The sequence below is a fragment of the Litoreibacter roseus genome (assembly GCF_009811795.1).
GTDB lineage: Bacteria > Pseudomonadota > Alphaproteobacteria > Rhodobacterales > Rhodobacteraceae > Litoreibacter > Litoreibacter roseus.
The window spans coordinates 1000098-1014075 of sequence record NZ_BLJE01000001.1 but is presented as its reverse complement, the minus strand read 5'-3'; the positions used below and the strand labels follow the sequence as shown (position 1 = coordinate 1014075).

The 13978-nt window shown below is 57.2% G+C and carries 12 protein-coding genes; 3 read left to right on the top strand and 9 right to left on the bottom strand.

Annotation, left to right across the window (positions count from 1 at the left end; all coding sequences use genetic code 11):
* From KIN_RS05040 to KIN_RS05000, 9 genes are all read right to left on the bottom strand, one after another.
* A complete protein-coding gene (locus KIN_RS05040; protein WP_159804833.1) occupies nt 1–1023 on the bottom strand; it encodes an ABC transporter ATP-binding protein in 1023 nt (340 codons plus the stop codon).
* Nucleotides 1023–2255, bottom strand: coding sequence for an MGH1-like glycoside hydrolase domain-containing protein (locus KIN_RS05035; RefSeq protein ID WP_159804832.1), 1233 nt, complete (start codon nt 2253–2255; stop codon nt 1023–1025). The genes KIN_RS05040 and KIN_RS05035 overlap by 1 nt, the downstream gene beginning before the upstream one ends.
* Entirely contained in the window at nt 2252–3460 is a 1209-nt protein-coding gene (locus KIN_RS05030) for a carbohydrate ABC transporter permease (RefSeq protein ID WP_159804831.1), read from the bottom strand. Before KIN_RS05030 ends, KIN_RS05035 begins: the two co-directional genes overlap by 4 nt.
* Complete coding sequence (locus tag KIN_RS05025; protein ID WP_159804830.1) at nt 3457–4689, bottom strand: carbohydrate ABC transporter permease; 1233 nt, start codon at nt 4687–4689, stop codon at nt 3457–3459. The genes KIN_RS05030 and KIN_RS05025 overlap by 4 nt, the downstream gene beginning before the upstream one ends.
* Before the next feature lie 58 nt (nt 4690–4747).
* On the bottom strand, nt 4748–6100 hold the full coding sequence (locus tag KIN_RS05020; RefSeq protein ID WP_159804829.1) for an ABC transporter substrate-binding protein: 1353 nt from the start codon (nt 6098–6100) through the stop codon (nt 4748–4750).
* 130 nt (nt 6101–6230) lie between these two features.
* Complete coding sequence (locus tag KIN_RS05015) at nt 6231–6911, bottom strand: D-lyxose/D-mannose family sugar isomerase (protein WP_159804828.1); 681 nt, start codon at nt 6909–6911, stop codon at nt 6231–6233.
* 72 nt (nt 6912–6983) lie between these two features.
* A complete protein-coding gene (locus KIN_RS05010; RefSeq protein ID WP_159804827.1) occupies nt 6984–7883 on the bottom strand; it encodes a YihY/virulence factor BrkB family protein in 900 nt (299 codons plus the stop codon).
* Nucleotides 7880–8719 carry a formate/nitrite transporter family protein gene (locus KIN_RS05005; protein WP_373281647.1) on the bottom strand — a complete coding sequence of 280 codons (840 nt, stop codon included), beginning with the start codon at nt 8717–8719 and terminating at the stop codon, nt 7880–7882. Before KIN_RS05005 ends, KIN_RS05010 begins: the two co-directional genes overlap by 4 nt.
* Nucleotides 8720–8864: 145 nt before the next feature.
* On the bottom strand, nt 8865–10724 hold the full coding sequence (locus KIN_RS05000; protein WP_159804825.1) for a hypothetical protein: 1860 nt from the start codon (nt 10722–10724) through the stop codon (nt 8865–8867).
* A 397-nt stretch (nt 10725–11121) separates the two neighbouring features.
* Here KIN_RS05000 and KIN_RS04995 point away from each other — a divergent pair, with 397 nt between their 5' ends.
* From KIN_RS04995 to KIN_RS04985, 3 genes are all read left to right on the top strand, one after another.
* Nucleotides 11122–11910: a sulfotransferase family 2 domain-containing protein gene (locus KIN_RS04995; RefSeq protein ID WP_159804824.1), complete on the top strand. Its 789-nt coding sequence runs from the start codon at nt 11122–11124 to the stop codon at nt 11908–11910.
* Nucleotides 11907–12719 (top strand): hypothetical protein, encoded by an 813-nt coding sequence (locus KIN_RS04990; protein ID WP_159804823.1) that lies wholly within the window; start codon nt 11907–11909, stop codon nt 12717–12719. The genes KIN_RS04995 and KIN_RS04990 overlap by 4 nt, the downstream gene beginning before the upstream one ends.
* A gap of 77 nt (nt 12720–12796) precedes the next feature.
* Nucleotides 12797–13951, top strand: coding sequence for an ABC transporter substrate-binding protein (locus KIN_RS04985; RefSeq protein WP_159804822.1), 1155 nt, complete (start codon nt 12797–12799; stop codon nt 13949–13951).
* Nucleotides 13952–13978: the final 27 nt, after the last annotated feature.

Genomic DNA, 13978 nt, shown 5'->3' with positions numbered 1-13978 from the left:
TCAACCTGCCCGCATGGCCTTGCCAGACGGATCAAAGAAATGAAGCGCCGCATCAGGAAAGCTCAACCCCACCGTCTGGCCAAGCGCGACGTCCTCGCCGCGCAACCGGACCGTCAGTTTCCCCAACGCACCACAATCGGCGATCACGAACGTGTCCGCGCCCAGATACTCGATGATATCGACGGTTCCGTCACAGGTGCCCTGCCCGGCTTCGGTCACTTCGATATGCTCTGGTCGAATGCCAAGGCTGTGGTCCCCTGATCCTAATACGAAGTCCCCTGTCCCATCCGTACAGGGCAGGATGTTCATCTTGGGCGAACCGATGAATGTCGCTACAAACAGATTGGCAGGACGTTCATACAACTCGCGCGGCGTGCCAACCTGCGCGATGAAACCAGCATCGAGCACAACGATGCGATCCGCCAGCGTCATGGCTTCGACCTGATCATGTGTCACGTAGATCATCGTGGATTTCAGGCGCTGGTGCAGCTTGGCGATCTCGTAGCGCATATCGACGCGAAGGGACGCGTCGAGGTTCGACAGAGGCTCATCGAAAAGAAAGGCCGTGGGGTCGCGCACGATTGAACGCCCGATGGCAACCCGTTGACGTTGACCGCCGGACAACTCCTTGGGGCGCCGCTCCAAAAGAGGTTCCAGCTTCAGACCGCGGGCTGCGTCCATCACCTTGGCATCAAGCTCATCTTTAGGCGCACCGGCAGTTTTGAGAGAAAACCCCATATTCTCGCGCACAGTCATATGCGGGTACAACGCGTAGCTTTGGAACACCATCGCCAGTCCACGCTTTGACGGGGGCTGATCGGTCGCGTCCATACCATCGATGATGATCTGCCCTCGCGAGACATCCTCAAGCCCGCCGATCATGCGCAAAAGCGTTGATTTTCCACATCCCGACGGGCCAACGAATATGATGAATTCCCCGTCTGCGATGGTCAGATCGACCCCCTTGATGACCTGAACCTCGCTGAACCATTTTTCGACATTCCGAAGCTCTATCGCGCCCATCAGCCAGCCCCCCTGTTGGCCCATCCAAGCCAAACCGCGGCTGTCCAGGTGAAGGACATCCCCCCCGCCGGACTGCCGTCTCGCGGATCGAAATACTCGGCAAACCCGTGTTCCGTGATCAGATCATGGGTCGTCTGTCGCACGCGTCCCGCTTGGGGATGGTTTACATCTTCAAGCCCTAAGCCGATCAGCATATTCATGACGCCCCAGATCGGTCCGCGCCAATACCGCTTTCCGTCAAATTTTGGACTGCTGGGGTCGTGGCTGGGTATGCCGTAAGGCGTCAGGTTTAGGATGCGGTCCAATTGCGCGGACATGCCGTCGAGCCCCGCGTACCAGCACAGAAACGACGCGTTCGAGACACAGCCTGCCCACGCGCCCGATCTGGCATCACGCGCGTCATAGCTTTCCAGCGTCGGATTCCAGAGCGTTTCCGCACCGGCCTCCAGCCGTGCAATCCATTCTTCGATTTCGCCCAGATCTTCCCCAAGTTCGCGACCCATCGCCGCCAGATCGCGATTGGCCCTGAGCAGCGTGAATGTCATAGTCGGATCGGCCACCCGGAACGGGTTTTCCTCAAGCAGCTTGGCCTGATCCCATTCCAGACGGCGCCCCTGCTGCACCAGCCAGACATATCTGTCATAATCATACTTTGTGGGTCGCATCGCGCTGTCTACGTGGGACGTGTCGCGGCGCTGGTATTCGCCAACACCCGCAGGATCGATCCCGGCCATAGCACCATCCCAGTCCGGCGCATTGTCGCGCCCGGCCTCCCAAGGATGGGTGATGCACACCGCATCCCGATCCAGCCGCCAATCCATGAACCACGCGTGCCACCGCTTCAGCTTGGGAAACAGGTTTGCCATCGCAACCTTTCCCGCCGCAAGATCCTTTTCCCAGACCAGGCGCGCCATCGTGGCCGCAATTGGGGGCTGGGTGATACCGGACGATGCGACCGGACCCCGGCCACCCCAGACATCCGGGCCGGGAAAGTATCCAGGATCTGGCCTGTGAAAGAGGATATGCGGGACCATGCCATCATCCCATTGCCCGGAAAAGAGCGTGTGCAATTCCTCCCAAGCGCGCGGCACATCGAATTGGGCAAATCCCATCGCGGCGAATGCACTGTCCCAATTCCACTGGTACGGATAAAGACCTTCGGTTGGCACGGTATATCCACCCCGATCATTGCGGCGCAGGATAGCTTCAGCCTCGGCATTCAGATCGTTCATCCCTTCACACTCCCCGCTGTGAGACCTTTGGTCATGAACCGTTCCAACCCAAGGAAAATCGCCATGATCGGCACAGTGGCGATCACCGCCCCGGCCATTAGATGCTGTCGTGGAATTTCAGAGGAGTTCAGCATCGCCACGCCGCGGGTCAGGGTGAACTTCGAGGGATCATCCAACAGCATGAAAGCGAGCAAAAATTCGTTCCACGCGATCATGAAGACATAGAGCGACACCGACGCCAGTGCAGGCAGCGACAGGGGCAGCGTGATCTTCCAGATCACGGCAAGGCGTGACAAGCCGTCCATGAGCCCCGCTTCCTCCACCTCGGCGGGCAGTCCGCGAAAATAGCCCTGCAGCATGTAAAGGGCGACCGGAATGGTCGTGACCGGGTAGATCAGCACAATGCCCAGGATCGAGTTGCGCAACCCGGTCATCGAAAACACGATGTAGATCGGCAGCGCCAAAACGATCATCGGCACCATGTAGATCAGCAATATGGATCGGGAGAACGCCGCCCGTCCCGAGAACCGCAATCGCGCCACCGCGTAGGCCCCCGGGATCGAAAAAGCCAAGGTGATCAGGACTGTCACCACAGAGATGAAGAACGAGGTCCAAAGGTATGTGCCGAAATTGAAATCCGCAAAGAGCTCAAAATAGCTGCGAAACAACGACCAGCCCCGTCTGAGGTCAATGGAGAAATCCAACGGGTTTTGCAGCAGCGCCTGCTGGGATTTCAGGCTGGTCATGACCATCACATAGAACGGGATCAGAACGATGGCCGTAAAGAAGATATAGCCGAAACCCGTCAAAAACCGGATCACGGCGTCCTCGAACTCGTGCCGGGTCAGCACCCCCACGGGCGTCGCGTCTAGAATGATCCGCAGCGGACCGAACACACATAAGCCCAGCAAAAGGCCAACGGCTCCTTTCCACAGCGACCCAAAGCTCTCCTCCATCATGATCGGCGCGATGGGGCTGAATGTCAGCACCACTGCCAAACCACAGGCAAACGCATAGCCGACGGCCCCAAGACGCAAAACCAGAAGCCCACAGGAGGCGCCCAGGATCAAAGCGCCCCAAAGCGTCGGGCGCAGCCCTGCACCGGTTGCAAAGGACAGCGCGACGGCCAGCGTCGTCGCAATGACAAGCGCCCAGAGCATCCCGATACCGGGACCGGTGACATATCCAAACCTCAGGAGCCTCAAAGCCCCTCCTCCCGACTGATGAAGCGAAAAAAGAAGATGGCAAAACAGATGAGACAGGCGAAGATCACCACGGCGACGGCCGCCCCCGCCCCGATGTTGGAGATTGCAAAGGCCTGCTCATAGACATTCACGGTCAATGTGCGTGTGCCGGCGTTGCCCCCCGTCAGAAGGAAGATGTCGTCGAATTTATTGAAGGTCCAAATGAAGCGCAGCAGGAACAAGACAGACAGGATACCCAGCAATTGCGGTAGGCTCAAATACCAGAATTTCTGAAACGGCGACGCGCCATCCATGTCTGCGGCCTCGTACATGTCGCTGTCGATGGATTGCATCCGGGCAAGGATGAACAGAAAAGAGAGCGGAAAATATCGCCAGATCTCGAAGACAGTGACCATAATAAGGGCCAGTGGGCGTTGGCCGAAGAAATTGATCGCGCTCTCTGTAACTCCCATCTGGATCAGAAGCGCATTGGCAGAGCCCGAAAACGGATCAAAAAGCGTCACCCAACTGAACGCCACCGCAATAACCGGCGCGACATAGGGAAAGAGATACAATCCGCGCAATATTCCCTGCCCCCGAAAGCTTTTGTTCAGAAGCAACGCCGCGAAGAGACCCACCAGCAGTGCCCCGATCGTGCCGAATACGGTGTAAAACATCGTAACCCAAAGGACCTGCACGAACTCGTCGCCATCAAAGACACGACGGAAGTTGTCGAGCGTGAACTCTGAGTTGGTCAGGATGTTGTCCGCGCGTCCTTCGCCGACCGGCTCAGACCCTTCAAACAACGCTTCTGCCGCGTTTTCCGGCAGATCGATGACAACAGGAATGCGCACGCGGTCCCGGAACCCACCCTCTACATCGCCAAAGACACACGTCAGTCGCTGCCCATCAACGCTGCATGGCGCTGGCAGGTCGACGATGCGTGCGCCTTCGGGCAATGTGTCGGAAAAGCTCAATCCGTTGATCGGCTTGTCCTGAGAGGAGTTGCGCACCCGGTATTCAACCTGTGCGTCCCCATCCCGCATCCGAAACCGCTCACTGATCACAGGGGCGGTCGGCCGCAGATCGGCCAGCCCCACGGGTTTGAAGCTGATCCAGAAGATTGCGAGCAAAGGAAGCGCCACGACCAGCGTGACGATCAAAAGTGTGGGCAGCAACAGCCCCCACGCCAGCCGGGACTCGCGCCGGGCCAGCGCGCCTGTGTGTTTTGGCGGATCAGCGGGTGTCATGATGTGCCAATGATCAAAAGACGCGGCGACAGGCCAACGGCCTGACGCCACATTTGGATCACTGTACCTTCGCCAGTTCTTCGTTCATCTCGGCAACGGCGCCCGCCGCATCAATCTCACCATCGACGAACTGCCGGACGACGCGGTTGATAACCTGGCTGTTGACGATCTTCGAGGCGAGGCTCAATTGACCGTCATCGACGCCCCACCGCTTGGCGACGTCCAGTCCACCGACGATTTCATCAATCATGTCCTGAGCATACAGCTCACTGAGCGGTGCCTTGCGGTCAACACCAACGGGCAGTTCCGACCATGCGACCGAAAACTTGGTGGCGTCGTCCGCCGTACCACGGCGCACTGGAAACTTGCCTTCAGGTGCAATCGACAAGGTCTGCGTGTAGCCCTCATCCATAGAGAACTTCACGAAATCCATCGCGACGTCGGTGTCCGCATCCATGGTTATCCCGAAATAGCGGACGTCCCCCCATGCCGCACCCTCGGGATTGGACGGCCCGGCGAAAGTCGTCACAATGCCGGTCGCGGCGGCAAGATCGCGGGTTGTCGGGTCATCATTGATTGTGGGTGGGGCGCTGTCGCGCAATCCGGCCAGCTCGTCCAGAATGAATGGCGACCAGATGATCATCGCGGCCTTGCCGTCGAAATAAAGTTCCCGCGACTGCTTCCAGTACAACTCACCCGGAGGAGACGCCTCTGCTATCGCTTTGTAGAACTCAAGCACCTCGGTCGTCTTCGCTTCGTCCAATGGCGCAAAGCCATCAGCGCCCACCGGCGACACGCCATTTGCCAGGAACACATGTTCCAGAACTTGGCTCATAAAGTTTTCATCGACTTTCGTGGCGGCCACAAACCCGTACATCTCGGGCGGGTTGTGCAAAGCGTCAATTGCAGCACGCACCGTATCAAAAGAGGTCGGCGCGGCCAGTCCGGCTTCCTCAAACTTGTCCTTGCGATAGACAATCATCTGCGTCCATCCATCCACGGGAACGGCCGCGTATCCGTCATCCGTTGTGGCCATCGCCAGCGCACCCGGCGCGAAAGTGTTGTCCCCCAGATCATTGACCACCTCAGTGGCGGCTTCCGCATCAAGAATGCCCGCCTCGACCCATGGCAGCGCGTACTGAAGGGTGTGATAAATCACATCTGGCAAATCCCCTGCCGCAAACGCCGCGGTGGCGCGCGTGCCCAGATCGCTTTCGGTCACTGGGATCACCTCAACCTCGGTTCCTGTCTCTGACGTGAACTGTGCGGCCATCTCTTGTTGCTTGGCCAGACGCTCGGGCTGTTCTTCGGTGGTCCAGAACCGCAGCGTATCTGCTGCTGCAAGACCACTGGTCAGGCTCAACGCCAACGCAGATCCAGCTAAAAGAACCGACTTGAAGTGATATTTCATAGATTGCTCCTCCCAGAATAGACATCCACGGACGTATCTGGCCGGGCAAGACAGCCCACCGACGCCCCTACAGGCGGTCAGGATCAATCAGACACCCCCAGCCACGCAAGAGTTTTCTCGGCAAGGGCCCTCAATCGAGATAGGTGTCGTAGTCCGAAACCAGCAGATGACGCGGGGCTGCGTCCTCTTCGACCGTCGCAAAGCGACCAATTGGGGCTTCAAAGATATTGTCCGTTTTATCGTCGTTTACGGTGGACACCTCACCGATCAGCACGTCCCCCCCTTCGCCCCAGAACGCATGCCAAACGCCTGGTAGCAACGTGACGCTTTCTCCCGGCGCGAGCTTTAAATGCCCCCCCGCGGGCAATGTGCGCAGCACGCCGTCCACAGGCACGGTCACATCCGCCTGGCGGTCAATGCCCCCGTCGGCATCGGGGGCAAACAACTCGATCACCAGCGTTCCGCCGCCCCGGTTGATGATGTCTTCCGCCTTGATAACATGCCGGTGCATCGGGCTTAGCTGATCCTTGCGGGAGATCATGATCTTTTCCGCATAAAGCATCCCGGTGCCGCGCAAGAGGTCGGCCGCATCCCCATTGCGAACGGTGAACAGAAAAAGACCCATCTCGTCGAACGTCTCGCGCCCATAATCGGTGATGTCCCACCCCATGCCGCGCGCCTTGATGCTTCCATGGTCCGCCGCCTGCATCTCAGTTGGCGACCAGTAGGCAAATGGGGGCAGGATGTAGCCAAACGAGCGGATGAACGCATCGCTCTCTTTCAGGATTTCATTGATATGGGATCGTTTCATGGGACCGTCCGTTCTTGCGTTGTCGCCGGATGTTCCTTTGCTGCGTCAGCGCTTCCTTGAATGCAAGTGCGGTCAGAGCTGTTCGAACACTGTGTCGGAGGATTGTTGTGGCGGTTGTCCAGGTGCAGGCTCAGGCTTTTCAGGATCGTATTGCCCTTCGAGATAGGCGTTAGTGGCAGCGCCAACCAGCACCAAAAACGCGCTGATGTAGAACCACATCAAAAGCGCGATGACCGCACCTATAGAGCCATAAACCTCGTTATAATTGCCGAAGCGGGACAAATAGATGGAAAACGCAGCGGACGATAGCACCCATAGGAAGAGGGTCAGCACCGCGCCCGGTGTCAGCCAGTTTGTCCGCACACCTTGCCGGTTCGGCCCATACCGGTAGAGCACACCCAAGGCCGCCATGATCACAAAGATCGCGGCTGCCCAACGTACGCCGTCGATGGCCAGCTCGGTCCACGTTCCGATTGGGAAAATTGCGAGGATGACCGGCATAATCACCACACTTGCCAACGCGACGAACGCCACGGCGATCAACAGCACGGTCAATAGAAGTGCATCGGCATAGTGGCGCATGTTTCCGCGGGCTGGAACTTGATAGATCGCATTCATGGCCCGCATCAATGCACTGACCCCGGCGCGCGCCGACCACAGGGCAAAGAGCAACGAGACGGCGCTCGTCCATCCGAGAGTTTCGTCCCGCGCCAAGATCAGGGCGGAGATTTGCCCGTCGATCAGCTCAAAAGCTTGCTCGGGCACAAGGCTTCTTATCTCGACCAACTGGGCCTGAAGTTCGGACGGATCGGACACCAGCCCCCACAGGGACACCATTGCGGCAATGGCCGGGAAAACAGACAGGAGACCGAAAAACGCGATGCCTGATGCAATGAGGCTCAGGTTCTTTTCGTTGATCGTATCTCCGACGGCGACAGCAACTTTCCAGACCCTGCGCCAGTCAGCCATCATCTGAACCTGCTGCGTCGCTCCTCCAACTGCATTTCATCACGAACCTGCCCCCACGCCATCAGTGCAAAGATCACTGTACCGCCAACGACGTTGCCAAGAAAGACCGGGATGAAGAACCCGAACACAGCTTTGGAAAGTCCTAGGTCGCCTTGTAGCATTAGGAACGCCATTTCGACGGAGCCGGCCACGATATGGGTGAAATCGCCCGCTGCGATAAGCCACGTGAAAAAGAAGATGACGAAGAAGGATGCTTCTTCCGCCTGCGGCAGCATCCAGACGATTGCCGCGACCAGAATGCCGGCCGGCACCGCCCGGAAAAACGCTTCAACCGGCGGAAACGAGGTCGCATGTACGGAAAGCTCTGTGATCGCTGGCAAAAGGTTGGCCGGTATTGCGGGCGTAAATGCATAGAGAGCAGCTACAGCGAAGGCCCCGACCACGTTGGCCGCCAAGACGATGCCCCAAAGGCGCGCGACGCAGCCCAGCATGTCCAGCGTTGGCTTCGCCATCAAGGGCAGGACAGTGGTGATGGTATTTTCCGTGAAAAGCTGCATCCGCCCGATGATCACCAACAGGAAGCCAAGCGAGTAGCCCATGTTTTCGATGAGAAAGCTGGACGGGGCGTCGGGTAGGTAGGTGCGAAAAATGGCCTCCCCCAAGACGGAGAAACTGATCATTATGCCTGCGGCGATACCCGACCAGATCAGCGAGCGGGTGGGGCGGGCCAGTTCTTCTTCACCGTCCTTGGCGATGACTTGATAAATCAGCTTTGGCGTAAGGGAGGCGGCATTCTTGACGCTTTGACGTTCAGCTTCTTCCTGCTCTGCCTCTTCCATCTCCTCACGGTCGTCTTGCTCGATCTGCGCTGCGGATTTCGTCATCATCGTCCCCTTTTCTGACCTGTGTCATTCGACATAGAGTCATGCATACGTCAAAAAACGCAGTAAGGCGGCGTTGGTTCCGACCCGGTTGTCTCAGACGTCAGCCAAACTCAAAATTGCTGACGTTTAAGGAGCTTGCATCCACATCTTCCAAGACAGCGACGGTGCCTTCAAACGCCTCGCCGGTATCGATGTGTTCGCCGGTCGCAGTGATCCGCGTGCCACCGTCCACTTGCTCGACGACGATGCTCAGGGATTGGTACGCAACAGCTTGTGCGCTGCCAGTGTGGCTATATTCGGTCCCGTTGATTTTGATCGTGCTCGCCGCTGATTGAGCAAGCAGGTCGGTCAAATCAATCGTGTCCTGGGCGCCGTCATAGTTAATGACGGTTGTTTCGCTGTCTTCCTCACCAAAGATGAAATTATCGCGCCCCTCCGTTCCAACCATGGCGCCGGAGCCGTCCTCAGTGTCGATCTTGTTGTATCCAATCCCACCGAACCCAAAGCCGAACCCGAACGCATCGTCGCGCAGCTCAAGATCAACAACGACGACCTCGTGCGCACCGAATTCAAATGTGAAGCTGCTGTCCCCCAGCGACGTAGTCTCCGGATCTATCTCGGTGGTCTCGATCGCAGCGTCCGGTTCCATGTAGGCGGGGATATTGGTCTGCCCTTTGAAGGATCCGTCAGCGGTGCTCTCGTCGACGCCGATCTGAAGAACGCCAGTCACCGTGAAAAGGCCAAAGTCATTGCCAAGATCGAGCGTGATGTCCTGTTCTTCGTCAGTCATGGACGACAGAAAGAGCTTGAAACCCGTATCGACCTGAAACCCGTGAAGTGCCGCGGTTGAGGACGCATAGTCGAGATCAAGAACGCGCGAACCAATCAGTTCTCCGGTCATTATCTCGAAGAGTACGCCCGCCGACATCAATTGTCCGTTCGAGAGCGCGAGACTGGTGCCGTGATACTGTGACGACCAGAACTGCATCTGATCTACGCCTTGGCTTATGAAACTCGTAAACATCTCAAGCAGGACGGGGATCTGGGTCAATCCGGTATCTGTTGTCGAGGAATGGAGAACATTCCATTCCGACATCACGAACTCGATATCCGTGTAGCCTGCGTCAACCCACGCCTGCATCAAATCCGTCGTGTAAGCCGTTGCATTTTCGATGTTTTCGAAGTTCTGTTCGTTTAACTTCCCTTCATGGCGCCCTTCCAGATAATAGAAATGGCTCGTGATTGCATCGACCGCAGCCGCTTCTGTCTCGTTGAACTCTGACATGACAACTTCATTGCGGAACACCAACTCATCGATGGACGTCCCGCCCCCGACGCTCAGGCCCCATGCCTGAACGGTAATCTGCGGTTCTTCCCAGCTTGGTCCAGGCTCTTCCCTGTCCATGTAGGCGTCGAGTTCCTGTTGGACGATCTCTGCCATCCAGCTTGCGACGCGCCCGTATTCCCGCGACGTCATATAGCTTTCGTATTCGTTACCGAGTTCAAAGGCGTGGATCCCATTCTCGCCCGCGTAGGCCAGCGTGTTGCGAATGAATGTCCGCAGATCATCTTCCCAATTTTCATCGACCGTCCGGTGACCATCCGAATAGCTGTCGCCCAGCATAACGTTGGTCGGAATGATGATGATCGGCTTTAGGCCAGTCTCGGCCATATAGTCGAGAAAGCCGTCAAGCGGCATGATCTCTTGCGTGCTGCCGTTGGATTTCGTGTAGGAGTCCGCATTGGGGTTGTTGATGTCAAACCATGTCTCCGCCGCCGTTCCGCCCGGATAGCGCACATATTCAACGCCGGTCGATTCCATGACCTCATCAAACTTCTCCCAAGGTTTGTCACCGATACGTTCCCACTGAAACGCATAGTTCGATCCCATATGCTCCGACGTGATTGTCTCACCCTCGGTCGCGAAATCACTCAGTGTAATGTTCGCACTTGCACTCATTAAACCCATCTCCTTCGTGGTGCGGCAGCCCGCGTCTTTGTCAAACGGGGATCCCATGCGCACCGGGCCGGAGTGGTTCGCAATTGTGCACAAGCGGTGGTTCTTCATCGCAAATCGCTGAAAATGTTACGCAAATTTGGTCGGACTACGGGCGCCGGAAAGCGCCGACTCGCCAAAAAGCGCTGATGGATCAACGCTTTGAGGCTACCCGGATATGGGTAAGCAAAAGATCCGTCGCGCTGCGCATCCGCGTCCGATTAACGGGGCTTTCACACTCCGGGCAGAAAAGAGACCGATGCCGCCTGCCCGCACCATGTCCACGCAGGTCAAGTGTGGACTTGAACACAGCGATGAAGTTTGCACCTTATGGTCTGCGCATCGGAAGGAATTCGCCGCGATGGACAAGCCGACACCCGCGTTGCCCAAGACCCAGCGGCTGTTCACAAGCCGGGCCTACCCCATCCACTACCTCGTGATCCCGAAATGCGGCTGTACGTTCGTTAAAAATCTGTTGTGGAGCTTGGAACATGAGAAGCCCTACCCCGATCCGAAACGAATTCACGACGAAGACGCTGGGTTTCTGCGTGCAAGCGCACTGGATCTAACCCCTGCACAGATCGAGATGCGCCCGCACGCTTTCACAGTTATCCGCAATCCGGTGGACCGCTTTCTGTCATTGTATTTCGACAAGGTGATCGGACCCGGACACCAGAATTTCGTGAACCTGCGCGGCGTTTTGGCAGACGATCACGATCTGGATCTGACTGCCGACAGCCCTGATGCTCACCGGCGGAACTGTCATATTCTTATCAAATGGTTAGAGGACAACTTGAATGTCCCCGGCAAGCTTGAGAATGACGCACATTGGACCCCTCAACATTATCGCGGGAATCTGATGAAGACGTTTAACCTCAAGCTGTTGTTGTTAAACGATCTAAACCGCCATCTGACTGTGCTTTTGCAAGATATTCTTCCCGATATCGCAGAACGCCTCAGCGCGCTGGAGCGCAACAAGTCCGGGGGTGACGCGCGCAAACGCGATGTTCTGGACGCACCGCTGCGTAAAAAGATCAACGTGGTCTACGCCCGGGACAGGCGGATCTTCAACCGAACGCGCGATGCGTGGGATGCTATGGGCGACACTCCGGACCCTGCGCGCATTCCGCGGTTTCGCACCATTCTATGACGAACCTGCCCGATCCGGACGGTGGGTCCGCGCCCCGCATTGTCTACCACATCGGCGTTGCAGGACGCCTTGGAAACAAGCTCAACACGGCGTTCACGCGCAATCTTTCAATTCTGGCAGGCCGTGGAATTCATGCGCCAAGCAGGCGGGTGTACCGACCTCTGCTGCGCGATCTTGTGTGGGACGAGCATTTCACGCCGGACGCGCAGCGCGAGACACGCGCGACAATTTCGGGCGACAGCGTATATGACGTGATGGTCCTGTCGAACGACCAGGCACTTGCGGCCAAAGAATATCTGTTTGCCGATGGTGAGTTTCTGAATTGGAGCGAAAAACGCATCAGCCGCTTTTCCGAGCTCTATGCGGACCACGCGATCACATATGTGATCGAAACCGAAAACTTCGCCACGCTCATCCCGCGGATGGTTCAGTATTTTGATCCAGAACAGTTGGCATATATTCAGGAAAGTCCGATCGGCCATCACAGCTGGTACGACCTTGTGGCCGGGCTAAGCCTTGCCAGCCCTGGTGCTGCCTTCGTTATTGTACCAGGTGAGATCGTGGCTGGGCGTCTCCGGGCGATCAAATCTCTGTTCTTCGAACCCCGGCGTCCGAATTTTTTGATCAATCGGTTAGGAAGCGCTGTCAGCGTCGTCACACATCCTATTCTGGGGAAGCCGGCTGATGTTGAGGCGACTGATCTGGAGCCGATCGGCTGGTATCAGGAACACGTCTCGCGTTTGTCCGATGTTTATCTGGATGATCTGGAGCGGTTATGCGGCCTCCCCCATGTGTCCGTGGTCGTCTGAGTGACATCCTCCGGCGACTAACCACTTCGTAACTTCCCTCCGGTACGGCTTGAACATCTTTGACCGGAGACAATGCTATGAGATCTTTTTTCCGCCTGATCGCAGCCGTGATCATCTCAACCTGCCCAATTGGGGCTCTGGCGGATCAAGGCGTTACCGACACGAGCGTCACCTTTGCTCAGATTGCGTCGCTTGACGGTCCTGCGTCCGCCCTTGGTCAAGGTATGCGCCAAGGCATTCTCGCGGCCTTCGCGGAAGCGAACGGGACCGGTGGGGTTCACGGCAGACGGCTGCAGCTTGTTTCAATGGATGACGGGTACGAACCCGGTCGATCCGTTGCCCACCTTCGAGAGGTCATCGACAGCAACGATTACATCGGTCTGATCGGTCTTGTCGGTACACCCACGACGAAAGCCACTCAACCGATTGCCCGGGCGGCCGGGCTGCCATCCATAGGGCCCCTGACAGGCGCCGCATTCCTGCGCGACGAGACCAACGGCAACGTGCTGAACGTCCGCGCGTCATATAGCGCGGAGACGGAGGAATGGATCAGACATCTGGTGGATGTCAAAGGCTACAAGAAGATCGCAATTCTCTATCAAAATGACGATTTCGGGCGCATCGGTCTTCAGGGTGTCCGCGATGCCTTGAACGCGCGAGACCTCGAGCTTGTCGCAGAGGGCAGCTACACGCGCAACACGACCGCCGTTAAAACGGCTCTGCTGTCCATAAGAAAGGCAGAACCGGACGCAGTGGTGACGGTCGGACCGTATCGGCCAATCGCGGAGTTCATAAAGCTCGGCGCAAAGTTGTCGTTCAAACCAGACTATGTTGGCATCTCATTTGTCGGCGCTCAAGCACTAGCCGCGGAACTTGGTGGGCTTCGTGAAGGCGTGATCGTGTCGCAAGTTGTGCCTCTACCGTGGGACACATCTTTGCCAGTCGTCGCGTCTTACCAGGCCGCCTTGACCGAATTGGGCGGCGATCTGAAACCCGGATTTGTTTCGCTCGAGGGGTATTTTGCGGGTCGGCTCGCGATTGAAGCACTCCAATCCGCAGGCAAAAATCTGACCCGGCAAGCTCTTATGGCCGCGATGTCCAACCTGAGAACCGTAGAACTGGGAGGGGCGGCAATGCGATTTGGCGAGGGCGACAACCAAGGTATGGATCAAGTGTTCCTGACGCAAATCACCGCATCTGGTTCTTTTGATCAGGTGTCGGCGACCCAATGATTGAACGTCCGTGTCCCATACCAACAA